The organism is Maricaulis sp. (assembly GCF_048270265.1).
In the GTDB taxonomy this organism is placed as follows: Bacteria; Pseudomonadota; Alphaproteobacteria; order Caulobacterales; family Maricaulaceae; genus Maricaulis.
Map to the genome: position 1 here is coordinate 120,767 of NZ_JBLWTD010000001.1, position 22,197 is coordinate 142,963.

The following is a 22,197-nucleotide window of genomic DNA, read 5'->3' on the forward strand; positions in this document are numbered from 1 at the left end:
GCGGCAGTCCCAGCCCCGAGAGGCCGCCCCCCATGTCCGCCCAGACCCAGACCCGCCGTATCACCGCCGCCGATATCCGCGCGCGCAAGGGGCTCGAGCCCCTGGTTTGCCTCACCGCCTATGATGCTCCTATGGCGCGCCTGCTTGATCCGCATTGCGATCTTCTGCTGGTCGGCGACAGTGTCGGCATGGTCGTGCACGGCCTCGCCAGCACCATCGGCGTCACCCTCGAAATGATGATCCTGCACGGCCAGGCCGTGATGCGTGGTGCCAGTCGGGCGCTGGTCGCCGTCGACATGCCGTTTGGCAGCTATGAGCAATCCCCGCAACAGGCCTTCGAGAATGCCGCCCGCATCATGAGCGAGACCGGCTGCCAGGCGATCAAGATCGAGAGCGGCACCTATGCCGGCGAGACGATCGAATTCATGGCCCAGCGTTCCATCCCGGTGATCGGCCATGTCGGGCTGCGGCCGCAGGCGGCGCTCGCCGAGGGCGGCTTCAAGGCCAAGGGCAAGACCGGCGCCGAACGTGATCGCGTGATCGAGGAAGCGGCGATCGCCGAGCAGGCCGGTGCCTTTGCGATCGTGATCGAGGGGGTGGATGAGGATCTGGCGCGCGAAATCACGCAGACCGTCAAGGTCCCGACCATCGGAATCGGGGCGTCGGGCCATTGCGACGGGCAGATCCTGGTGACCCAGGACATGCTCGGCGTGTTCAACTGGACACCGAAATTCGTCAAGCGCTATGACAATATGGCCGAGCGTACCGACGCGGCCGTCGCGCGCTATGCCCGCGAAGTGCGCGAGCGCAGCTTTCCCTCCGGCGACGAGGTCTACACCCTGAAGCGTATTGACGGTTGAGGTCTGTTGCCGCTGAGGCGCGCTGACGTTAGGGTCGCGCGCATATTATCCCATAAGCACGGAGCCGCTTCGACGTGGTCGATATTTTCGAAGAAGTTGACGAGGAACTTCGCAGAGACAAATACCAGGACCTGGCGCGCCAATACGGCCCGCTGGTGCTGGGCGTCGCCGCTGCGATCATCGTCGGTACCGCCGGCTATCAGGGCTGGCACGCGTGGCAGACCTCAACACGTGAGCAATCCTCGGATGCCTTCGAGGTCGCGATGAACGCGCTGGACGCGGGGCGTCCGGCACAGGCTGTCTCCGGTCTCGAGACGCTGGTGGAAACCGGCACCGCCTCCTATGCGACGCTGGCCTTGATGCAACGCGCCGGAATCGCACTGGACGCGGGCGACAATGCCGCTGCCGCCGGTTTTTACGAACAGGTCGCTGCACGCACTGCCGAGCCCCTTGTCCGCGATCTCGCCACGCTGAAGGCGGTGTGGGCCCTGTGGGACACGCTGAGCTTCAATGACGTCGAGATTCGCCTGACACCGCTGACGACCGCGACCTCGCCCTACCGGCATCTGGCACGCGAGGCGATCGCTGTGGCCGCGCTCCGGGCCGGCGATATGGAACGGGCGCGCCGCGAGTATCAATTCCTGTCGACCAGTTTCGATGCGCCGCAGGGCGTGGCGCGGCGGGCGCTGGAAGGCCTGGCCTTGATTGCCGGCCAGAACGAGCCCGGCGAAGCGGAAATGGTGGCGCCCGAACCGGCAGCTGCCACGACGGCAACCGATTCAGATACTGAACAAGCTAGCGCCGGGGATTCGGGCGATGATTGATGTTAAGCGTTTGCGTGTGGCCGCTCTGGCCCTGGTGATGGCGCCGCTCGCGGCCTGCTCCTCGGTTCCCAATCCGATGAATGCCTTCGACTTTCTTTCGAACGGCGATGAGAACACCGATACCGCGCCGACCGATGGCCGCGTGTCGATCCTCTCGTTCGAGCAGACGCTGCAGATCAGCACGGACACCGAGCTGGAGACCGTCTCGCTGCCGCAGGCCTACATCAATACGGTCTGGCCGCAGCCGGGCGGGTACCCGACCCATGCCCTGCAACACACCCAGGCCAGCGGAAATCTCGACACGGCCTGGCGCCAGTCCATTGGCCAGGGCTCCAATAACAACCGGCGGCTCAATGCCCGGCCGGTAATCGCCGAAGGCCGCATTTTCGCGGGTGACGCGACCGGACAGATCACGGCCCTCAATGCCGAAACCGGAAGCCAGGTCTGGTCGGTGCGCCTGCGCGTTCCCAATCGTTATGACCGCATGTCGTTTGGTTCGGGCCTGGCCTATGATTCCGGCCGGATCTTTGCCCATTCCGGCTTCAATTTCTTCGTCGCCCTCGATGCGGAAACCGGCGAGGAAGTCTGGCGCACCGAGACGCTGGTGCCCTTCCATGGCGCGCCGACCGTCGCCGATGGCCGCGTCTTCGTGACCAGTGACGACAATGAACTGCTGGCGCTCGATGCTGCGACCGGTTCGGTCCTGTGGACCTATCAGGGCATTGTCGAGACGGCACGCCTGCTCACCGGGCCAAGCCCGGCCGTGCTGGGCGATATCGTCGTGGCGCCTTTCGCGTCCGGAGAGCTCGTGGCCCTGCGGGTCCAGAACGGCAACCCGGTCTGGTCTGACAGCCTGACCCGCGGTGCCGGCCTGACGGCCCTGTCGGAAATCAATGATGTGGCCGGCAGCCCGGTCATCATCGACGGTATCGTCTATGCGATGAGCCATTCCGGTACGCTGGTGGCGATCGAACTGCGCACCGGTGAGCGGGTCTGGACCCAGCCGGCCGGTGGTCTGCACACGCCTTGGGTTGCGGGCGAGTTCCTCTACATCATCACCAGTGAGGCCGAACTGGTCTGCCTCAACCGCAATACGGGTGTGGTTCACTGGATTACCCAGCTCGACCTGTTCGAGAATCCGAACCGGCGCAAGAACCGCATTGCCTGGGCTGGCCCCGTTCTGGCCGGGGGACGGGTCTTCCTCGCCTCCAGCGATGGCGACGGCGTCCTGGTCAATGCCTATGACGGCGAGATCATCCGCCAGTTCTCGCTCGGACAATCGGTCTTTGTGGCACCCGTGATTGCCAATGAGACCGTTTATGTGGTTACCGATGAAGCGCGCCTGATAGCGCTTCGATAGGCCAAAAAACAAATGACTGATTTTATACCCCGCATCGCCGTCGTTGGACGGCCCAATGTGGGAAAATCGACGCTGTTCAATCGTCTGGCCGGAAAGCCGCTGGCGATTGTCGATGACCGGCCGGGGGTGACCCGCGACCGCCGTGAAGCCGTGGGCCGTCTCGGCGATATGGATCTGCGTCTGATCGACACTGCCGGCTATGATGACGAGAAGAAGGAAGGTCTGGAGGCGGAAATGCGCGCCCAGACCGAGATCGCGATCAAGGACGCCGACATCTGTCTGCTCCTGATCGATGCCCGCGCCGGCATCATGCCGCTCGACCAGACCTTCGCTGAAGTCATGCGCAAGGCGGGCAAGCCCGTCGTATTGCTGGCCAACAAGGCCGAGGGGCGCGCCGGGCAGGCGGGTCTGCTTGATGCCTACAGCCTGGGCCTGGGCGAACCGGTCGCCATCTCCGCCGCCCATGGCGAGGGGATGAGCGAGCTTTACCAGGCGATCATCGATGCCATTGGCGAGCAGCCGCGCAAGAGTTCGAAGGCCCGTCCGGATGCCCCGCCGCTGCGCATCGCCGTGATCGGCCGGCCCAATGCCGGCAAGTCGACCCTGATCAATTGCCTGATCGGCGAGGAACGCCTGATCACCGGCCCCGAAGCCGGCATCACCCGCGACGCCATCGCCGTCGAATGGCTGTGGGACGGGCGGCGCGTTCGCCTGCACGACACCGCCGGACTGCGCAAGAAGGGCAAGGTCTCCGATCGGCTCGAGCGGATGAGCGTTGCCGACACCCTGCGCGCGATCAAGTTCTCTGAAGTGGTTCTCTTGCTCATGGATGCCAGTCATCCACTCGAAAAACAGGATCTTCAGCTGGCCGACATGGCCTTTTCCGAAGGCCGTGCCGTCGCTGTGGCGATTTCGAAATTCGATCTCGTGCCCGACCGGGAAGCCTATCTCAAGGAAGTGCGCGAGGAATTCGACCGGCTGCTGCCGCAGATGTCCGGCGCGCCGCTACTGCCGATCTCGGCCCTGAAGAACAAGGGGCTCGACAAGATCATGCCGACCCTGTCGGTGCTGCATCACAATTGGGACGCCAAGGTGAAGACCCGCGATCTCAATGACTGGCTGCACGAGATGATCGAGCGTCACCCGCCGCCGGCCGTCAACGGCCGCCGGATCAAGCCGCGCTATCTGACCCAGACCAAGTCACGGCCGCCGACCTTCGTGTTGATGTGTTCGCGCGCGGCCGATCTGCCGGATAGCTATAAGCGCTATCTGATCAATGGCTTGCGCACGGCATTTGATCTGCCGGGCGTGCCGATCCGACTGATCGTCAAGGCCGGCAAGAACCCCTATGTCGACAAGGAAGCCGGCAATGAGCGCGGCGGCACCCCGCAGGGACCCAAGAAACGTTGATCAAGGCCCGGGCAATGACCCGGGCCTTTTTCATGCGGTATTGGGGAGGCCTCAGGCGCGGACGATTTCACCGTGGCGCCGGCAATCGTCGGCAACCAGTTCGTGAATCAAAGGCCAGAGGCTGGCCGGTTCCGGCAGCGTATTCGCGTCTTCGCCGGGGAAGGCCTTGGCCCGCATTACGGTTCGAACGGCGCCGGGATAGACGGCATTGATGCGCAACGCATTGTTCTTGTGCTCCTCGGCCCAGGACTGGACCAGAGCGTCGAGCCCGGACTTGCTGGCCGCATAGGGCGCCCAGAAAGCGCGTCGCGAGGTGGCTGCGCCTGACGAGATGAAGACCGCACGACCGCCGGCCTCGGATTTCATCAGCAAGGCCTCGAAGGCACGGATCAGGCGGGCAGGGGCCAGCAGGTTGACGCCGATGACCTCATTCCATGTCTTCGCCTTGACCTGGGCAGCGGGCGTCAGCACGCCGAGCTGGCCGGCATTGCACAGCAGAATGTCGAGCTTGCCCCAACGCTCTTCGATGATGGCTCCGAGCTCTTCGATGCCGTCGCTCGACATCAGGTCCAGTGGCACCAGGGTCGAGGAACCGCCGGCGGCGCGGATCAGGTCATCGACCTCTTCCAGCGCGCCAGTGGTGCGCGCGGTGGCGATCACGTGAGCGCCGGCCTTGCCGAGTTCGAGCGCCATGGCGCGGCCAATGCCACGCGAAGCCCCGGTCACCAAGGCGACGCGGCCAGTCAGGTCTGCAGAGGTCATGCGTCCACCAGAAGGGAGAGTTGGAACTCCTTCGCCGACAGCGAGCGGTCATGATCCATGAGCCGCGTCGGATAATCGCCGGTGAAGTAGTGGTCGGAGAGTTGCGGCGCGCGGTTGTCGCGCGGGCGACCGGTGATGGCCTTGTACATGCCGTCGACGGTCAGGAAGGCGAGGCTGTCGGCCTCGAGCTTGGTGGCCATCTGCTCGACATTCATATTCGCGGCGATCAATTCCTTCTGACCGGCCATGTCGATCCCGTAGAAATCAGGGAATTTGATCGGTGGGCAGGCGGAGCGGAAATGCACTTCGGTCGCCCCGGCTTCGCGCATCAACCGCACGATCTTCAGCGAGGTGGTGCCGCGGACGATGGAATCATCGATCAGCAGCACGCGCTTGCCACGCACGGCGGCGGCATTGGCGGAGTGCTTGAGCCGGACCGAGAGGTCGCGCCGGTCCTGGTTGGGCTGGATGAAGGTGCGGCCGACGAAGTGGCTGCGGATGATCCCGAGTTCGAACGGGATGCCGCTCGCTTCCGAATAACCGATCGCCGCTGGCACACCGCTATCTGGCACCGGGATGATGACGTCGACATCGACCGGCGATTCGCCGGCCAGCTGACGTCCCATTTCCTTGCGGGCCTCATAGACGCTGCGGCCGCCGATAATTGAATCGGGGCGGGCGAAATAGATGTACTCGAAGGCACAGGTGCGGGCCGGGCGCGCCGGCGAGAAGCGTTCGCTGCGCATCTCGCCATCGGAGAGGATCACCGCTTCGCCCGGTTCGACGTCGCGGACATAGGTCGCACCGACCATGTCGAGCGCCGTGGTCTCGGAGGCGAAGACAATGGCATCGTCCAGCTTGCCCATCACCAGCGGCCGGATGCCATAGGGGTCACGGGCCGCGATGAGGCGGTCATTCACCAGCACCACGAAGGCGAAAGCGCCCTCGATCTGCTTGAGGGCATGGGAGAGGCGATTGGTCAGCTTGGACTTGCGCGACAGGGCTGCGAGGTGAAGCACGACTTCCGAATCGCTGGTCGACTGGAAGATGGATCCGCTGGACACCAGTTCTTCGCGCAGGACGCGTGCATTGGTGATGTGGCCATTGTGCGCCAGGGCAATGCCGCCGCCGCGCACGTCCGAATAGAGCGGCTGCACATTGCGCAGCACCGAGGCGCCCTGGGTCGAGTAGCGCACATGGCCGATGGCAACCTTGCCCGGAAGGCGGGAGGGCATGTCAGGGGAGGCGAAGTTCTCGCCGACCAGGCCGAGATAACGCTCGACATGAAAACGCGACCCGTCATGGGTCGCGATACCGCAGGCTTCCTGGCCGCGATGCTGCAGCGCATGCAGGCCGAGGGCGGTGAGAACACCGGCGTCCTCGCTGCCGTAAACGGCGAAAACGCCGCATTCTTCCTGGGGTCGATCCGTAATGGGATCGTAAGTCAGCGTGGAGGGAAGTGCGTGTTTATCGCTCATCCATCGTCATCCTGGTCATCCGTGGTCGAACCGATCAGCTCATCTAGTCGGTTTCTGTCCCGGCTGCCATAGGTGGCCGCATCATTTCTTATGGTTTCTGCAATCGGATCATAGACGGGGTCGGAGGCAGCCTCGGGCAGGCGTCCGGTCGCGGCCAGGCGCGAGGTCGCTGGCGCCAGTGTCTGAAGGGCGCGGGCGGTCGCATTGACCAGCGGATAGATGCGCGAGGCTGTCACGGCGGCCGGTGGCTGACCGTTTGTCCCGAGGGTCGCGGTCATGACGATCACGCCGAGTGCCAGCAGGATCAGGCCGCGGACCACGCCGAAGGCAAAACCGAGCGTGCGGTCGACGACATTGACGTCATCGCCCTTGGCCAGCCCTCTCGAGAGCGAAGAGGTGACGAAGGTTATGGCCAGATAGACCAGCAGGAAGATCACGGCCCCGATCGCCAGCGGCGCGAGCCAGTCGGGGTCGATCAGATCGCGAGCCGGCTGCAGAAAGGCCGGAAGTGCCCACAGGGTCGCCAGCGAGGCGACGACAAAGGCTGTCATCGACAGCGCTTCGCGCACGAAACCGCGCACCAGCGCCAGAAGCCCGGATATCAGCAGGACGGTCAGACCGATCCCGTCAAATGCACTCAAGGAGCCGTCCATCGGCCTGTTCCCTATTCGCCCGCCATCGCCTGCAGAGTTTGCACCAGTTCGAGCGCTGTGGCCACGCCCAGAACCCGCACCGGCGCTGCATCGTCGGCCGAGGCCTTCGGGGCGATGGCCCGCGTGAAGCCCAGCTTGGCCGCTTCCTTGAGGCGCGAATCGCTCCGGCCGACCGGGCGAACATCACCGGAAAGGCTGATTTCTCCGTAAACAACGCCGTCCGAGGGCAGGGCAACATCCAGCGCCGAGGAGACGATGGCGGCCGCAACCGCCAGATCGGCGGCCGGTTCGGCGATTTTCAGGCCGCCGGCGACATTGAGGAAAATGTCGCGATTGGAGAAGTCGACGCCGCAGCGCGCTTCCAGCACGGCGAGCACCATGGCCAGCCGGCCGCTATCCCAGCCGACGACAGCCCGGCGCGGCGTGCCAAAGGCCGCCGGGGCAACCAGGGCCTGGATTTCACTCAGGACGGGCCGTGTGCCCTCCATACCGGCAAATACCGCGGCACCCGACGTCGAATCGCCGCGGCCATCGAGGAAGAGGGCAGAGGGGTTGGCGACTTCGCCCAGTCCGGAATCGCCCATCTCGAACACGCCGATCTCGTCGGTCGGGCCGAAACGGTTCTTCACCGCGCGCAGGATGCGGAATTGATGCGAGCGCTCGCCTTCGAAATAGAGCACGGCATCGACCATGTGCTCGATCACGCGCGGTCCGGCGATCTGGCCGTCCTTGGTGACATGGCCGACCAGGATCACGATGCAATTGCGCTGTTTGGCGAAGCGCACCAATTCCTGCGAACAGGCGCGGACCTGGGCGACGGTGCCCGGTGCGGCGGCGAGCTGGTCGCTCCACATGGTCTGGATCGAATCGATCACGACGATGTCGGGTTTTTCCGATTTCAGGCCATCGAGCACATTGTTGAGTGAGGTCTCCGCCGCCAGTGAAACCGGCGCATCGGCCAGGCCAAGCCGCCGCGCGCGCAGGCGCACCTGGGCGACCGCTTCCTCGCCGGAGACATAGATCGCGCGTGCATCAGCGCGGGCCATCAGGGCGACGAGTTGCAGCAGCAAGGTCGATTTGCCGATCCCCGGATCACCGCCAACCAGTATGGCCGATCCGCGAACCAGACCGCCGCCGCAGACCCGGTCGAGTTCGGGAATGCCTGATTTCAGGCGTGGAGCTTCGGGCGTGTCGGCGCCGAGATCGACCAGGTCGAGTGTACTGCCCTTGCCGCGGCGCTTGGCGCTGGTCGCCTGGGTGCCCAGCGGAGCGGCGGGGGTTTCCTCGACCAGCGTGTTCCAGCTGCCGCAGGCATCGCAGCGCCCGGCCCATTTGCTCTGGGAGGCACCGCAGCTCTGGCAGACATAGATGTTTTCAGCACGGGCCATGGCGAATCGTCTTCTTCAACTTGGCGCTTAGTTCACACTCTGTTCCGCCGTGCGGCAAGCTCAGTCTGCTGTGACAGGGGCAGGCTGGTAGACGCGCTGGAACCGCTGGCCGAGGCGGACGAGGAATTCATAAGTGATGGTGTGCGCCGTCTCGGCCAGCGCCCCGACATCCTCACCCAGGAAACTCACCCAGTCGCCCGGCTCAACGGGGGCGGTAACATCGCTCAGGTCGACAGTGGTCAGATCCATCGAGATGCGGCCGATGATCGGGACCCGGGTGCCGCCGATGCGGCCAAACCCGCCATCGCCGCAGGCGCGCAGCAATCCGTCAGCATAGCCGGTAGCGACGGTGGCAATACGCATGTCGTGTTCGGCGGTGAAAATGGCGCCATAGCCGGCGCAGTCACCGGCAGCGATAGTGCGCACCTGTAGCACCGGTGCCTCGACCCGCACCGCCGCCTCGAACGGATTGGGGCCGCCCTCGGCTGGATGGCCGCCATACAGGGCCAGCCCCGGGCGCAGAATGTCGAAATGATAGCTTGAGCCGAGCATGGCGCCGCCGGAATTGGCGAAGCTGGCCGGGATGCCGGAGAAGAGGTCGCGAATGCGGGCGAACCGCTCCAATTGCCGGGCGTTGAGCGGATGGGACGCTTCGTGGGAGCAGGCCAGATGGCTCATCAGCTGGCGCACCTCGAGGCCGGCGAGCCAGTCGGGATTCTCCATCAGCGTCCGGGTCGCGTTCGGGCCGAGACCGAGCCGGTTCATGCCGGTGTCGAAATGGATCGCGCAGGGCAGGTCCGGCGCCAGCTCGCGCAGCTGATGCAATTGATGCAGATCGTTGATGACGGGAAACAGCTGCGCCTCGCGCAGCGCCGCCAGGTCGGTGGGCCAGAACCCGTTGAAGACGAAAATCTCCGCCGGTCGTCCGGCCAGCGCGTCGCGTGCCTCGCGGCCCTCGGCCGTGTGGGCGACATAGAATGTGCGGCAACCGGCATCGGCCAGCGCGGGCAGGACCTGCATCGCGCCGAGTCCATAGGCATTGGCCTTGACCACCGCGCCGACCCGCGCTCCCGGCGCCATCGCCTGCAGGCGGGCGTAATTGCGCTGGATCGCGGCGAGATCGATGATCAGACGCGGCGCCGGCTGAACCATCGGGTCAGTCCTGGCCGTCTTCGAAGCGGACATCGAGATCGCTGAACTTCGTGCGCGCGCCGTCGAAGGCCAGCTTGGCCGTGCCGATCGCACCGTGGCGCTGCTTGCCGATCACGACTTCGGCGAGCTTTTCGATCACGCGGAACTCTTCCTGCCAGGCCAAGTATTCCGGCGTGTCCTCACGCGGCTTCTCGCGTTCCTTGTAATAGGCCTCACGATAGACGAAGAGCACCACGTCGGCGTCCTGCTCGATCGAGCCCGATTCACGCAGGTCGGAGAGCTGGGGCTTCTTGTCCTCGCGGCTTTCGACATTCCGCGAGAGCTGGGACAGAGCGATGACGGGAACTTCCAGTTCCTTGGCCAGGGCCTTGAGGTTCTGGGTTACTTCCGAGACTTCCTGCACCCGGCTATCGCCCGGTCGGTTGCGCGAGGAGGTGACCAGCTGCAGGTAGTCAACGATGATCAGGTCGAGCCCGTGGGTGCGCTTGAGACGGCGGGCGCGCGCGGCGAGGGCGCCGATTGGCAGACCACCCGTGTCATCAATGTAGAGCGGCAACGACTGGATCTCGAGCACTGCGTCGCGGATTTCCTCGTACTGGGTCGCGTCGATTGTGCCCTGGCGGATCATATAGCCGGGGATGCCGGTGTAATCGGCGATCAGACGCATGGCGAGCTGTTCGGCCGACATTTCCAGCGAGAAGAAACCGACCACGCCGCCCTTGGTCGTCTTCATCGTGCCGTCGGGTTGTTCTTCGCTGGCGTAATTGCGCGCCACATCGAAGGCGATATTCGTGGCCAGCGCGGTTTTCCCCATCGAGGGACGCCCCGCGAGGATGATCAGGTCGGACGGGTGCATGCCGCCGAGCTTGTCGTCCAGCGCTTTCAGGCCCGAGGAAATGCCCGACAGTCCGCCATCACGCTCATAGGCGGCGGCAGCGGTCTCGACGGATTCGGTCAGGGCCTGTTTGAAGCTGACAAAACCGCGCGAGGTCGAACCGGCCTCGGCGAGATTGAACAATTGCTGTTCGACAGCCTCGATCAGCTTGCGTGGCTGGGTTTCCGAATCGGTAGTCGCGGTCGCCGACAGTTCATCACCGATGCGGATCAAGTCGCGCCGCAGGGCGAGCTCATAGATCATTCGCGCGTATTCGGTGGCCGCGGAATTGTTCGCCGCGCTCTCGATCAGCACGGCCAGATAGGTGGTGCCGCCGATCTCGCGCAGGCCATCATCGCGGTCGAAATGGGTTTTCAGAACCACGGCATCGGCCAGTGAGCCGCGACCGATCAGGTCCGAAGCGGTTTCGAAAATCCGGCCATGGACGGGATCATAGAAGTGCTCGGGCTTCAGCCAGTCGGCGACACGGTGATAGATCTCGTTGTCGTAGAGCAGGGCACCGAGGAAGGCCTGCTCGGCCTCCAGATTGTGCGGCGCGGTCTCCAGCGTCGTCGGTTCGCCGGTCTCGAAGGTCATCAGCTCAGTGGTCATGCGAATGGGATACAGGCTCGGCGGTCGGGATGCGACCCCTCAATCCGCGCAGGGTGAATCTTTGCCACAGTATTTCCCCGGCCTGTGGACGGGTGTGGAAAAGTCCGGTTGCAAACAAAAACGGGCGGATCAAATGACCCGCCCGTTTCCGGCATTCAGCGTTGGCTGAAGGCCTAGTCTTCGTCGGCTTCAGGCGCTTCCGAATCGTCCGCACCTTCGGCGCGGCGTTCGGCCAGTTCTTCGCCTTCTTCGCTGGCTTCGAAGAGTTCGGCAGCCTGGGCTTCGGCGATGGCGCGATCTTCGTCAGCCTGGGCTGCGATCACATCTTCACCGGAGGCCTGGCGTTCGGCTTCGTCGAGCGAGCGGGCGACATTGATCGTCACCGTCACGGCCACATCGGCGTGCAGGCGGATCCGGATGTCGTGCAGGCCCAGCTTCTTGATCGGCGCATGCAGATCAATCTGCGAGCGGGCGACCGAAGTGCCGGATTCGGAAACGATCTCGGCAATGTCACGCGAGGAGACAGAACCGTAGAGCTGACCGCTTTCACCAGCCGAGCGAACCATGACGAAGGTTTCGCCATCGATCACTTCACCGGCGGTTGCCGCTTCAGCAGCCCGTTCGGCATTGCGCGCGATCAGGGCTTCTTTTTCCGCTTCGAAGCGGGCCATATTGCCTTCATTGGCGCGGAGCGCCTTGCCTTGCGGCAGAAGGAAGTTACGGGCGAATCCCGGGCGGACCGAGACAATATCACCCATGACGCCGAGCTTTTCGACGCGTTCCAGGAGAACCAGTTTCATCGTGCGCTCTCCTTAATCCATCACATAGGGAAGCAGAGCCATCTGGCGGGCGCGTTTGATGGCGCGGGCCAGTTCACGTTGCTTCTTGGCGGATACCGCCGTGATACGGGACGGGACGATCTTGCCACGCTCGGACATGTAGCGAAGCAGGAGCTTGGGATCCTTGTAGTCGATCGCAGGCGCATTTTCGCCGGAGAACGGACACACCTTGCGACGGCGCATGAACGGCCGGCGGGCTGGCAGGTTTGCAATATTATCGGATGACATCTGTTTCTCTCCTTACGACCGGAAATCGCGGCGCGGACGACGATCATCCTTCTTCGACAGGATCGCCGAAGGTTGATCGGTGTGCTCGTCGACACGAAGGGTCATGAAACGCATGACGTCTTCGGACAGGCGCTGCAGGCGCTCAAGTTCGTCGATGACGGCGCCATTGGCGTCGATATCGATCAGGCCGTAATGACCCTTGCGCGACTTGTTGATGCGGTAGGACAGGTTGCGCAGGCCCCAATATTCGATCTTGCCGGTCTTGCCGCCATTGGTCTCGATCAGGGTCTTCGTTTCTTCCAGAAGAGTTTCCATCTGGGCCGGAGAAACGTCCGGGCGTACGATGAATACGTGCTCGTAAAGTGCCATCTTGGCTCCCTTCATAAGCGGTTGCGGCGCAAGCCTCGCCGAAGGGGCGGGCAGGCTCGCGGTGGCTCCTGGACCGATCCGCCACACCATGTGACGGAGATAAAGGGACAGGACCGCAACCAAGCGAAGCGCGGCCATAGCCTAAAGCCGTGGGGCGTGCAAGCCGCATCCCCTCTTGCGCGTGCAACATGACAAGGGGTATCGAGCGGACAATTCAATTGACGGGAGGCGTTCTGATGACGCTCGCATTCGTATTTCCCGGCCAGGGCAGCCAGGCCGTCGGCATGGGCCAGGAGCTCGCCGCCGAATTCGCCGTCGCCCGCGCCGTGCTGGCCGAGGTTGATGAGGCGCTCGGACAGAATCTTTCCGGCCTGATGGCCAATGGTCCGATCGAGGATCTCACCCTGACGGAAAACGCGCAGCCGGCATTGATGGCGGCCAGCCTGGCCGTGATGCGGGTGCTTGAGGCCGAATTCGGGGTTGATGTCAGCGCGGCGAAATTCGTCGCCGGCCACAGCCTGGGCGAATACTCGGCCCTGGCTGCGGCGCGCGCCCTGACGATCAGCGATGCTGCGAAACTGCTCAAGCTGCGCGGCCGTGCCATGCAGCAGGCCGTTCCGGTCGGGCTGGGCACCATGGCGGCCCTGCTCGGAGCCGATGAGGACATGGCGCAGCAGGCCGTTGATGCCGGTTCGCTGGTCGGCGTCTGTGCCATTGCCAATGACAATGCGCCCGGCCAGATCGTGATCTCCGGCGCAACGGCTGCCATCGAGGCCGCCATCGACCGGGCGAGCACGCTGGGCGTCAAGAAAGCCATGATGCTGCCCGTCTCGGCGCCATTCCATTGCGCCATGATGCAGCCCGCCGCCGATGCGATGGCCGAGGCCCTGGCCTCGACGGTCATCTCCTTGCCCGCCGTGCCGGTGGTCGCCAATGTCACGGCCCGTCCAACCTCCGACGTCGAAATCATTCGCCGTCAGCTGGTTGAACAGGTGACCGGCCGGGTGCGCTGGCGCGAAAGCGTCATGTGGATGGTCGAGGAGGGCGGTATCAAGACGCTCGCCGAGGCCGGCGCCGGCAAGGTGCTCACCACCATGCTCAAACGCACCACCAAGGACGCGAATGGCGTGCCGCTCAATGTGGCCGCCGATCTGGAAGCCTTCGCGGCTTCGCTGAAAGAGGATAACTGACCATGTTCGATCTGACCGGCAAGAATGCGCTCGTCACCGGCGCCACAGGCGGCCTCGGCCAGGCGATTGCCAAGGCGTTGCATGCGCAAGGCGCCACCGTCGCTCTTTCAGGTACACGTGAAAACGTGCTGCAGGAACTGGCCGCCGAACTGGGCGACCGCACCCATGTCCTGCCCTGCAATCTTTCCGATGCCGATGCTGTCGACGCGCTGCCGAAACAGGCCGCCGAGGCGATGGGCTCGATGGATATCCTCATCGCCAATGCCGGCATCACCCGCGATCAGCTGTTGATGCGCATGAAGGATGATGACTGGGACATGGTGATGCGCGTCAATCTGGAGAGTTACTTCCGGCTTTGCCGTGCCGCCCTGCGCGGCATGATGAAGGCGCGTTGGGGCCGTATCGTCGGCATCACTTCGGTGGTCGGTGTGACGGGCAATCCCGGTCAGACCAATTACTGTGCGTCCAAGGCCGGCATGATCGGTTTTTCCAAATCCCTGGCCCAGGAAGTCGCCTCGCGCGGCGTCACCGTGAATTGCGTAGCTCCCGGATTCATTGCCTCGCCGATGACGGATGTGCTCAATGAAGAGCAGCGCAAGGCGATCCTGACCAAAATTCCTGCTGGCGATCTGGGCACCGGCGATGATATTGCTGCTGCGATTGTTTATCTGGCCAGCCAGGAAGCCAATTATGTCACCGGCCAGACGCTGCATGTGAATGGCGGCATGGCTATGATTTAGCATACTATCTTGTCAGAATGAGCACGGTTGCCCATTCTGGTCACCGCTCGGGAAGTATGTTACTTGCCCGCGCATCTTGGTGAAGGCGGCCCGGTTTTGGGGCGCTCTGCCTCCTTTCCTGCGCCGTCGATTTCCTGCGGCGAATTACCATGAGGGTCTGAAATGTCTGACGTTCTCGAGCGCGTTAAAAAAATCGTTGTTGAGCATCTCGATGTCGACATCGAAAAAGTCACGGATAATGCGAGCTTCATCGACGATCTGGGTGCTGACAGCCTGGACAATGTTGAGCTCGTGATGGCGTTTGAAGAGGAGTTCGATATCGAAATTCCTGACGACGCTGCCGAACACATTCAAAAGGTCGGTGACGCTGTGAAGTTCATCTCCGAGAAAGTCGGCTAAAGACTGGACCATGCGGCGCGTCGTCGTCACGGGTATCGGTCTGGTCACTCCGCTTGGTTGCGGCAAGGATCTCGTCTGGGGACGACTTCTTGCCGGCCAATCCGGTCTGGGCCTGATTGAGCATTTTGAAACCGGCGATCTGGCCTGCCAGATCGCCGGTCTCGTGCCGCGCGTCGATGGCCGCGGTGGTGGTTCAGCCGATGATCCGGGTGCCTTTGCCCCGGACACCGTCATGAGCCCGCGCGACCAGAAGCGCGTTGATGATTTCATTCTCTACGGAATTGCCGCGGCCGATTATGCCATCGCCGACAGCGGCTGGGTTGCCACGAGCGAAGAAGAACGCTGCCGCGCCGGCGTGATGATCGGCTCGGGCATTGGCGGCCTGGAATCCACTTATAACGCCTCCATCGACCTGCATGAAAAAGGTCCAAGGCGGCTCTCTCCCTTTGTCATCCCCGGCCTGTTGATCAATCTCGCCTCTGGCCAGGTTTCGATCCGTCACGGGCTCAAGGGCCCCAATCATTCTGTCGTCACCGCCTGTTCAACCGGCGCCCACGCGATCGGCGATGCCGCGCGGCTGGTGGCTCGCGGTGATGCCGACCTGATGGTCGCCGGCGGCGCCGAAGCGGCCGTCTGCCGTCTGGGCATTGCCTCCTTCATCGCCTGCAAGGCGCTCTCGACCGGTTTCAACGACAATCCGACCGCCGGTTCGCGCCCCTGGGACCGCGACCGCGACGGTTTCGTGATGGGCGAGGGGGCCGGCGTTGTCGTGCTCGAGGAATACGAGCACGCCAAGGCGCGCGGCGCGACCATCTATGCCGAGGTCAAGGGCTACGGCCTGTCGGGCGATGCCCACCACATCACCGCGCCCGCTGATGACGGCGATGGCGGTTTCCGCGCCATGTCGGCCGCGCTGAAGGATGCCGGTCTGGACCCGTCCGAGATCGATTACGTCAACGCCCACGGCACCTCGACACCCAAGGGCGACGAGATCGAATTGCGCGCCGTTGAACGCCTGTTCGGCGACAGCAATGATGTCGTGATGTCCTCGACCAAGTCGGCGATCGGGCATCTGCTCGGTGCCGCCGGTGCGGTGGAAGGCATTTTCTCCATCCTCGCGATCCGCGACGGCATCTGTCCGCCGACCCTCAATCTCGATAATCCGTCGGTGTCGACTTCCCTCAATCTGGCGGCCCACAAGCCCGTCAAACGTCCGGTTCGCGCGGCGCTATCGAATTCTTTCGGATTCGGTGGCACCAATGCCTCCGTGGTATTCGTCGCGGCCGACTGAGTGCGCCGCTTTTCGGGATGGCTCCATGAGTGACGTGAAAACGCCCCAGGCGAAGGTCAATGCCAATGCAAAGCCCAAGGGCGGCCTTGGACGCATCGTCCTGTGGCTCTTTGTCAGCTTGCTGGTGCTCGCCCTGTTGGCCGCCGGCGCCGTCTATGGCGGCTATCGCTGGCTGCAGGCGGAATTTGTGAGTCCGGGGCCGGCGCTCGAGGAAACGGTGATCACGCTGCCGCGTGGCACGGGGCTGGTGCGGATTTCCAATGAACTCGAAGCCGCGGGCCTGGTGCGTGACGGGCGAGTGTTCCGCGCGGCCGTAACGCTCGATGGCGGCGACCGTGCCCTGCGCGCCGGCGAATATGCCGTGCCCGCCGAGGCGAGCATGGCGCAGATCTATGAATTGCTTCGTTCGGGACGCACGGTGCAGCACTCGGTCACCTTCGCCGAAGGTCTGACCAGCGCGATGATCGTCGCTGTCCTGCAGGAGGCCGATGTCCTCACCGGTGAAATCACCGAAATTCCGGCCGAGGGCACGATTTTGCCCGAGACCTATCTGGTTGATCGCGGCACCTCGCGCCAAGCCGTGATTGATCGCATGCTCGCGGCCCAGAGCGAGCTCCTGGACGAGCTGTGGCCTCACCGTGCCGAGAACCTGCCGTTTGAAACCCGCGAGGAGGCGATCATTCTCGCCTCCGTAGTGGAGAAGGAAACCGGTGTCGCCTCGGAACGGCCGGAAGTTGCCGCCGTTTTCGTCAATCGCCTGCGCCGCGGCATGCGGCTGGAGAGCGATCCGACCATCATCTACGGCATCACCGGCGGTGAGCCCCTCGGACGCGGTCTGCGCCGCTCCGAACTCGACAATGCGAACAACGCCTGGAACACCTACCAGAATGACGGTCTGCCACCGACGCCAATCGCCAATCCGGGCGCCGAATCGATTGCAGCTGTGCTCAACCCGGCCGAAAGCCGGGCCTTGTTCTTCGTCGCCGACGGGACGGGCGGACACGCCTTCGCCGCCACTTATGCCGAGCATCAGAGAAATGTCGCGCGCTGGCGCCAGATCGAGAGGGCCCGCCAGCGTGCGGGCGATTAGTATGGCGCCATTATCCGGCATGACGGGCTTTGCCCGCACCGAGGCCAGCTTTGACCAATTCAGCTGGGTCTGGGAGGCGCGCAGCGTCAACGGCAAGGGGCTGGAGGCCCGCTTTCGCTTTCCAGGCGGCTATGAACGCCTCGAGGCTGCGGCGCGTGATCTGGCCAAGGTACGTTTCGCCCGCGGCAATGTGCAGGCCAGCCTGACCCTCAATCGGGATGCTGCCCAGGCGGCCCTGCGCATCGATACCCAGCGCATTGATGCCATTCTTGCCGCCGCCGAACCCTATGTCGTCAGCGGCCGGGTCCTGCCGGTCAGTTTCGACGGTCTGCTGGGCGTGCGCGGTGTGCTCGATCTGGAGGACCGTAGCGAGCCTGAGGATGCTGGCGAGCTTGATGCCGCGCTGCTCGAAAGCCTGGCGCTGGCGCTCGACAATCTCCGCGATGTGCGCCTGGTCGAGGGCGGCGAATTGAAGGCCCTGCTGAGCGCCCATGTCGATACCATCGAGAGCCTGACGCAGCAGGCCGAAACCAGCGCCGCTGTGCGCCTGGACGCGATTCGGGATCGCATTGCCGCCAAATACGCCGAGCTCCTGCCGCAGGGCCTCGATCCGGAGCGGCTTGCTGTCGAGGCCGCGGCCATGGCAGTGAAGATGGATGTGCGCGAGGAACTCGACCGTTTGCATGCCCATGTCCGCGCCGCGCGCGAGCTGCTGGAGGCCGGATCGCCGACCGGCCGCAAGCTCGACTTCCTGTCACAGGAGTTTAATCGCGAGGCAAACACTCTATGCTCCAAGTCCTCCGATTCTTCACTGACCCAGATTGGCCTCGCCATGAAAAACGCGGTCGACCAATTCAGGGAGCAGGTACAGAATGTCGAGTGACGGACATCCACCGATCTTTCGCGGCGGCCGCCGCGGCGTGCTTCTGGCGCTGTCGAGCCCGTCGGGTGCCGGCAAGACGACGCTGTCCAAGCGCCTGCTGAGCCAGAACCCGGATGTTGTCCTGTCGGTCTCGACCACGACGCGTCAGCCGCGTCCCGGCGAGGTCGATGGACAGGACTATAATTTTGTCAGCGTCGAGGAATTCAAGGCCCAGATCGAGGCCGGTGACTTCTTCGAATGGGCCGAAGTGTTCGGCCGCTATTACGGCACGCCGAAAACCCAGGTGCTCGATGCCATCGATGATGGCCGTGACGTGATTTTCGATATCGACTGGCAGGGTGCCCAGGCACTCGCGGCGCAGGCGCCGGACGATACGGTGCGGATCTTCATCCTGCCGCCGTCTCTGGACCTGCTCGAGGACCGTCTCAGCAAGCGTGGCCAGGACACGCCGGAAATCATTCGTGACCGCATGGCCCGCGCCAAGGACGAGATCAGTCACTGGCACGAATACGACTATGTCATCGTCAATGATGATTTCGCCCGCGCTCTCGACAAGCTCAACCAGATCCTGCACGCCGAACGCCTCAAGCGTTCGCGTCATCCCTGGCTGGATGATTTTGTCGCCGCGCTTATGGCTGAATAGCGCGCGCCGCCCGCCAGGCTCTGGCAAGCGCCTGGAATCCTGCAATATCAATTGTTTCCGCACGGGCGCCGGGTTCAAGCCCGGCTTCGGCAATCAGTTCTTCGGTTGAGGCCGTCGTCTGGCTCGCAGCCTGTCCCAGGCTGCGCCGCAAGGTCTTGCGCCGCTGTCCGAAAGCGGAGGCGGTGACGGTGCCGAGCGCCTGCAGGTCGGCAAAGCGCTGGCCGTCCGGCAGGGGATCGAGCATCACGACAGCGGATTCGACCTTGGGCGGCGGGGTGAAGGCCTGGGCTGGAACTTTCATCACCATCTGGGCTGAACACACCGACTGCGTCAGGATGGCGAGGCGGCCATAAGCCTTGTCGCCAACGGCGGCGACGATACGGTCAGCGACCTCGCGCTGGAACATCAGGACCGCGCGCCGCCACCAGATCGGCTGCGCCTGCAGCCATTTGATCAGCAATATCGTGCCGACATTATAGGGCAGGTTGGACAGGATCACGCGATCATCGCCGGTCAGGATAGCGGTCTCGTCAATCGTCAGCCCGTCGGCCTCCAGCACCGTGACGCGTCCGGGCCAGGCCGCCGAGATTTCCTCCAGTGCTGGTAGGAAGCGTGCATCCTTTTCAACCAGGGTGAGGTGGCGCGCGCCGGCGCCCAGGATCGCCCGCGTCAGCCCGCCAGGGCCGGGGCCGATCTCGATCGCATGGCTGTTCGACATGTCTCCGGCGAAGCTGGCGATCTTGGCCGTCAGGTTGAGGTCGAGCAGGAAATGCTGGCCGAAGGATTTCTTCGCCGCCAGGTCATGGCGGGCGATGACATCCCGCAGCGGGGGGAGCGGATCATTCATGCGCGGTGTCCGGCGATTTCACGGGCGGCATCAAGGGCCGCGAGCAGGCTGTCAGCCCGGGCCACACCCTGGCCGGCAATGTCGAAGGCGGTGCCGTGATCGGGCGAGGTGCGCACGATGGGCAGGCCGAGGGTGATATTGACGCCGCTATGGAAATCCAGCGTCTTGACCGGGATCAGGCCCTGGTCGTGATAGAGGCAGATTGCGGCGTCATAGCCGGCGCGCGCCTCGGCATGGAACATCGTGTCGGGCGGCAGGGCGTCGCTTATGCTGATGCCTTCAGCGCGCAGGCGGGCAGCGGCGGGATTGATGATCTCGATCTCCTCGCGCCCGAGTGAGCCGCCTTCGCCGGCATGCGGGTTGAGGCCAGCCAGGGCGAGGCGAGGCTCGGCAATGCCGAAATCGCGCACCAGTGCCTGATGCGTCAGGCGGGCGATGTGCTCGATACGTGCCGCGGAGAGGCCGGCGATGGCCTGGGCGAGGGATTCGTGGATCGAGGTCAGCACGACGCGCAGTCCGCCGCCGGCCAGCATCATGGCCGGGCCGCGCTCGCCGGCGACCGGATGGTCCCGGGTCAATTCCGCGAGAAACTCCGTATGACCAGGAAAATTGAAGCCGGCTGCATACATCACGGATTTGGCGATCGGGGCTGTGACCAGGACGCTGGCCTCACCCATCAGGCACAGTTCCACTCCGGCCTCGATACAGGCCTTCACACAGGCGGCATGGCGCGGGTCAGGCCGGCCGGCAATGACGGGTGTGGTGAGACGGGCGGGAGCTGCCAGAACGGGCAGGGCAGCGGCAAATACCGATGCGGCCTCGGCGGATGATGTGATCTCGACCGGGGCGGGCAGGGCGAGTTGCCGGGCAGTGGCACGCAGGGACTCGGGGTCACCGATACAGGCAAAGACAGGCGCATCGCTGCGGCGCTGTGACCAGGCCTTGAGGATGATTTCCGGACCGATACCAGCCGGATCACCCATCGAAATGACGACAGGTGAGGGGCGCGACATTACTCGCGGATCTCGACCGTGCCGTCGCGGCGCAAATCCCTGAGCCAGCGGCGTGAATGCAGGGAGAGCTGCTGACCGCGCAACTGCGATTCCAGATCATCCCGGCTGGGAACGCCCGGGCCGGCAATGGTGCGTTCGCAGACGATCAGGCCTTGCAGTCCGGCTGCGGTCTGAAGGACGCCGGTATTGCCCCCTTCGCGCAGGGGCGTCAGGGCATCACGGATCTGCGGCAGCAGCGAGTCGGCACCGATGGCACCAAGCGGTGTGACGACAGCACCCGGGACGCGTCTTGCCGCCGCCTCGGCCTCGGAACAGGTCGGGTTGGCCGCCAGCGCGGTGGTCAGGGCTGCATTTGTGTCCGCCTGGACAGCGCTGGCTGGTACGGTGATCTGCACCAGGTCGAATTGCAGCGTCGTTGTGCCATCACGTGCGGCAACCAGGGCAACGATGGTGTAGCCACCGGGCACCCGCACCGGGTTGGACAGGGCTGCGCCGCCGCGGCTCTGGGTATATTGCTGCATCAGCTGCGGGACGATCGCCGCGACTTCAGGCGGCAATTGCGAGGCCACGATCCAGCCGATATCGCCGCCATTGGCGGCTGACGGAGCGTCTGAATACTGGCGCGCCAGTTCCGGGAAGGGAGCCCCGCGCTGCAGCTGATCCATCACGGCGATGACGCGCTGCACGGTTTCTTCTTCGGCGTTGACGTTCGGAATTTCGAAGAACATCTCGAAAATCCGGAATTGCGGCTGGGAGGCACTGGCGGCGAGGCGCTCAAGCGCCATTTCGATTTGCTGGTCACTGATCCGGATACGCGAGCCATAGCGGCCATTGACGAGAACCTGCCAAGCGATTTCCGCCTCGAGCTGGTGCCGCAGGGTCGCGACATCGACGCCGGAACGTTCCAGATCGCCGACAATGGCGTCGATCGTGGTGTTGTTGCGGTCTGCGAGATCCTGGATCGATTGATTGATTTCTTCGTCCGTGACCTCGATGTCGTATTCACGGGCGGCCTGCAATTGCAGGTTTTCGTCGACCAGGCCGCGGATCGCCTGACCCTGGATCTGGGCCAGGGTCGCCGGGTCAATCTGGGTCAACCCCGTCGAGGCAATGATCAGCCGCATGCGATTGCGAACATCTACCGTGGTAATCGGTTGATCGTTCACAAGCGCGGCTACGCCCTCGGTCGATTGTGCCATGGCGCCAGGCGCCGCGATCACGAGCAGGGACGCCATAAACGCCAGTACTAGGTTTTTAACGGGTGTCATCAACATTCGCTATCCGGTTCCGCG

The 22,197-nt window shown here is 63.9% G+C and carries 23 protein-coding genes; 11 read left to right on the forward strand and 12 right to left on the reverse strand.

Translation table 11 applies throughout. The features are described 5' to 3' along the window. The first annotated feature begins 32 nt into the window (after window positions 1-32). From panB to der, 4 genes are all read left to right on the forward strand, one after another. Complete coding sequence (panB, locus tag ACN0YF_RS00625) at window positions 33-860, forward strand: 3-methyl-2-oxobutanoate hydroxymethyltransferase (protein WP_417492931.1); 828 nt, start codon at window positions 33-35, stop codon at window positions 858-860. Between the two features lie 74 nt (window positions 861-934). Continuing rightward, on the forward strand, window positions 935-1,684 hold the full coding sequence (locus ACN0YF_RS00630) for a tetratricopeptide repeat protein (protein WP_417492932.1): 750 nt from the start codon (window positions 935-937) through the stop codon (window positions 1,682-1,684). Continuing rightward, entirely contained in the window at window positions 1,677-3,044 is a 1,368-nt protein-coding gene (locus ACN0YF_RS00635) for a PQQ-binding-like beta-propeller repeat protein (RefSeq protein WP_417492933.1), read from the forward strand. The genes ACN0YF_RS00630 and ACN0YF_RS00635 overlap by 8 nt, the downstream gene beginning before the upstream one ends. A gap of 12 nt (window positions 3,045-3,056) precedes the next feature. Further along, complete coding sequence (gene der / locus ACN0YF_RS00640) at window positions 3,057-4,454, forward strand: ribosome biogenesis GTPase Der (protein WP_417481540.1); 1,398 nt, start codon at window positions 3,057-3,059, stop codon at window positions 4,452-4,454. A gap of 51 nt (window positions 4,455-4,505) precedes the next feature. Here der and ACN0YF_RS00645 read toward each other — a convergent pair whose 3' ends face one another. From ACN0YF_RS00645 to rpsF, 9 genes are all read right to left on the reverse strand, one after another. After that, on the reverse strand, window positions 4,506-5,216 hold the full coding sequence (locus ACN0YF_RS00645; RefSeq protein ID WP_417492934.1) for an SDR family NAD(P)-dependent oxidoreductase: 711 nt from the start codon (window positions 5,214-5,216) through the stop codon (window positions 4,506-4,508). Beyond that, window positions 5,213-6,694 (reverse strand): amidophosphoribosyltransferase, encoded by a 1,482-nt coding sequence (purF, locus tag ACN0YF_RS00650; protein ID WP_417492936.1) that lies wholly within the window; start codon window positions 6,692-6,694, stop codon window positions 5,213-5,215. The genes ACN0YF_RS00645 and purF overlap by 4 nt, the downstream gene beginning before the upstream one ends. After that, window positions 6,691-7,335, reverse strand: a complete 645-nt coding sequence (locus ACN0YF_RS00655; protein ID WP_417492938.1) for a CvpA family protein — start codon at window positions 7,333-7,335, stop codon at window positions 6,691-6,693. Before ACN0YF_RS00655 ends, purF begins: the two co-directional genes overlap by 4 nt. A 23-nt stretch (window positions 7,336-7,358) precedes the next feature. After that, the gene (gene radA, locus ACN0YF_RS00660) at window positions 7,359-8,735 is read right to left on the reverse strand and encodes a DNA repair protein RadA (protein ID WP_417492939.1); all 1,377 of its coding nucleotides are present in this window, start codon (window positions 8,733-8,735) and stop codon (window positions 7,359-7,361) included. A gap of 60 nt (window positions 8,736-8,795) precedes the next feature. Next, on the reverse strand, window positions 8,796-9,920 hold the full coding sequence (gene alr, locus ACN0YF_RS00665) for an alanine racemase (protein ID WP_417492940.1): 1,125 nt from the start codon (window positions 9,918-9,920) through the stop codon (window positions 8,796-8,798). Further along, entirely contained in the window at window positions 9,892-11,373 is a 1,482-nt protein-coding gene (locus tag ACN0YF_RS00670) for a replicative DNA helicase (protein WP_417491960.1), read from the reverse strand. The genes alr and ACN0YF_RS00670 overlap by 29 nt, the downstream gene beginning before the upstream one ends. A gap of 173 nt (window positions 11,374-11,546) precedes the next feature. Continuing rightward, a complete protein-coding gene (gene rplI, locus ACN0YF_RS00675) occupies window positions 11,547-12,173 on the reverse strand; it encodes a 50S ribosomal protein L9 (protein ID WP_417481533.1) in 627 nt (208 codons plus the stop codon). Window positions 12,174-12,185: 12 nt separating this feature from the next. Beyond that, window positions 12,186-12,425, reverse strand: a complete 240-nt coding sequence (gene rpsR, locus ACN0YF_RS00680; protein WP_091770326.1) for a 30S ribosomal protein S18 — start codon at window positions 12,423-12,425, stop codon at window positions 12,186-12,188. Between the two features lie 27 nt (window positions 12,426-12,452). Continuing rightward, on the reverse strand, window positions 12,453-12,809 hold the full coding sequence (rpsF, locus tag ACN0YF_RS00685) for a 30S ribosomal protein S6 (RefSeq protein ID WP_091770150.1): 357 nt from the start codon (window positions 12,807-12,809) through the stop codon (window positions 12,453-12,455). A 236-nt stretch (window positions 12,810-13,045) separates the two neighbouring features. Here rpsF and fabD point away from each other — a divergent pair, with 236 nt between their 5' ends. The 7 genes from fabD (at window position 13,046) to gmk (ending at window position 19,045) form a co-directional block, all read left to right on the forward strand. Then, window positions 13,046-13,999, forward strand: coding sequence for an ACP S-malonyltransferase (gene fabD, locus ACN0YF_RS00690; RefSeq protein ID WP_417492941.1), 954 nt, complete (start codon window positions 13,046-13,048; stop codon window positions 13,997-13,999). 2 nt (window positions 14,000-14,001) lie between these two features. Beyond that, entirely contained in the window at window positions 14,002-14,739 is a 738-nt protein-coding gene (fabG, locus tag ACN0YF_RS00695; RefSeq protein WP_417481531.1) for a 3-oxoacyl-[acyl-carrier-protein] reductase, read from the forward strand. A 162-nt stretch (window positions 14,740-14,901) separates the two neighbouring features. Then, window positions 14,902-15,138, forward strand: coding sequence for an acyl carrier protein (locus ACN0YF_RS00700; RefSeq protein WP_091770144.1), 237 nt, complete (start codon window positions 14,902-14,904; stop codon window positions 15,136-15,138). A gap of 10 nt (window positions 15,139-15,148) precedes the next feature. Further along, on the forward strand, window positions 15,149-16,429 hold the full coding sequence (gene fabF / locus ACN0YF_RS00705; protein ID WP_417492942.1) for a beta-ketoacyl-ACP synthase II: 1,281 nt from the start codon (window positions 15,149-15,151) through the stop codon (window positions 16,427-16,429). Between the two features lie 25 nt (window positions 16,430-16,454). Next, a complete protein-coding gene (gene mltG, locus ACN0YF_RS00710) occupies window positions 16,455-17,519 on the forward strand; it encodes an endolytic transglycosylase MltG (RefSeq protein ID WP_417492943.1) in 1,065 nt (354 codons plus the stop codon). 1 nt (window position 17,520) lies between these two features. Then, a complete protein-coding gene (locus ACN0YF_RS00715; RefSeq protein WP_417492944.1) occupies window positions 17,521-18,402 on the forward strand; it encodes a YicC/YloC family endoribonuclease in 882 nt (293 codons plus the stop codon). Further along, a complete protein-coding gene (gene gmk / locus ACN0YF_RS00720) occupies window positions 18,392-19,045 on the forward strand; it encodes a guanylate kinase (protein WP_417481527.1) in 654 nt (217 codons plus the stop codon). The genes ACN0YF_RS00715 and gmk overlap by 11 nt, the downstream gene beginning before the upstream one ends. On the opposite strand, the gene rsmA is transcribed toward gmk, so the two are convergent. From rsmA to ACN0YF_RS00735, 3 genes are read right to left on the reverse strand one after another with little or no spacing between them, the layout of a single operon-like run. Continuing rightward, window positions 19,032-19,892, reverse strand: coding sequence for a 16S rRNA (adenine(1518)-N(6)/adenine(1519)-N(6))-dimethyltransferase RsmA (gene rsmA / locus ACN0YF_RS00725; RefSeq protein WP_417492945.1), 861 nt, complete (start codon window positions 19,890-19,892; stop codon window positions 19,032-19,034). The two genes, gmk and rsmA, sit on opposite strands and share 14 nt — an antisense overlap. Further along, a complete protein-coding gene (gene pdxA, locus ACN0YF_RS00730) occupies window positions 19,889-20,905 on the reverse strand; it encodes a 4-hydroxythreonine-4-phosphate dehydrogenase PdxA (RefSeq protein WP_417492946.1) in 1,017 nt (338 codons plus the stop codon). Before pdxA ends, rsmA begins: the two co-directional genes overlap by 4 nt. Beyond that, the gene (locus tag ACN0YF_RS00735) at window positions 20,905-22,179 is read right to left on the reverse strand and encodes a peptidylprolyl isomerase (protein ID WP_417481524.1); all 1,275 of its coding nucleotides are present in this window, start codon (window positions 22,177-22,179) and stop codon (window positions 20,905-20,907) included. Before ACN0YF_RS00735 ends, pdxA begins: the two co-directional genes overlap by 1 nt. Between the last annotated feature and the right edge of the window lie 18 nt (window positions 22,180-22,197).

Bases quoted from the DNA above. Each gene is read 5' to 3' on its own strand.
- panB (WP_417492931.1), top strand. From the start codon at position 33: ATGTCCGCCCAGACCCAGACCCGCCGTATCACCGCCGCCGATATCCGC.
- ACN0YF_RS00635 (WP_417492933.1), top strand. From the start codon at position 1,677: ATGATTGATGTTAAGCGTTTGCGTGTGGCCGCTCTGGCCCTGGTGATG.
- der (WP_417481540.1), top strand. From the start codon at position 3,057: ATGACTGATTTTATACCCCGCATCGCCGTCGTTGGACGGCCCAATGTG.
- ACN0YF_RS00645 (WP_417492934.1), bottom strand. From the start codon at position 5,216: ATGACCTCTGCAGACCTGACTGGCCGCGTCGCCTTGGTGACCGGGGCT.
- purF (WP_417492936.1), bottom strand. From the start codon at position 6,694: ATGAGCGATAAACACGCACTTCCCTCCACGCTGACTTACGATCCCATT.
- radA (WP_417492939.1), bottom strand. From the start codon at position 8,735: ATGGCCCGTGCTGAAAACATCTATGTCTGCCAGAGCTGCGGTGCCTCC.
- alr (WP_417492940.1), bottom strand. From the start codon at position 9,920: ATGTCCGCTTCGAAGACGGCCAGGACTGACCCGATGGTTCAGCCGGCG.
- ACN0YF_RS00670 (WP_417491960.1), bottom strand. From the start codon at position 11,373: ATGACCACTGAGCTGATGACCTTCGAGACCGGCGAACCGACGACGCTG.
- rplI (WP_417481533.1), bottom strand. From the start codon at position 12,173: ATGAAACTGGTTCTCCTGGAACGCGTCGAAAAGCTCGGCGTCATGGGT.
- rpsF (WP_091770150.1), bottom strand. From the start codon at position 12,809: ATGGCACTTTACGAGCACGTATTCATCGTACGCCCGGACGTTTCTCCG.
- fabD (WP_417492941.1), top strand. From the start codon at position 13,046: ATGACGCTCGCATTCGTATTTCCCGGCCAGGGCAGCCAGGCCGTCGGC.
- fabG (WP_417481531.1), top strand. From the start codon at position 14,002: ATGTTCGATCTGACCGGCAAGAATGCGCTCGTCACCGGCGCCACAGGC.
- ACN0YF_RS00700 (WP_091770144.1), top strand. From the start codon at position 14,902: ATGTCTGACGTTCTCGAGCGCGTTAAAAAAATCGTTGTTGAGCATCTC.
- fabF (WP_417492942.1), top strand. From the start codon at position 15,149: ATGCGGCGCGTCGTCGTCACGGGTATCGGTCTGGTCACTCCGCTTGGT.
- mltG (WP_417492943.1), top strand. From the start codon at position 16,455: ATGAGTGACGTGAAAACGCCCCAGGCGAAGGTCAATGCCAATGCAAAG.
- ACN0YF_RS00715 (WP_417492944.1), top strand. From the start codon at position 17,521: ATGGCGCCATTATCCGGCATGACGGGCTTTGCCCGCACCGAGGCCAGC.
- gmk (WP_417481527.1), top strand. From the start codon at position 18,392: ATGTCGAGTGACGGACATCCACCGATCTTTCGCGGCGGCCGCCGCGGC.
- rsmA (WP_417492945.1), bottom strand. From the start codon at position 19,892: ATGAATGATCCGCTCCCCCCGCTGCGGGATGTCATCGCCCGCCATGAC.
- pdxA (WP_417492946.1), bottom strand. From the start codon at position 20,905: ATGTCGCGCCCCTCACCTGTCGTCATTTCGATGGGTGATCCGGCTGGT.
- ACN0YF_RS00735 (WP_417481524.1), bottom strand. From the start codon at position 22,179: ATGTTGATGACACCCGTTAAAAACCTAGTACTGGCGTTTATGGCGTCC.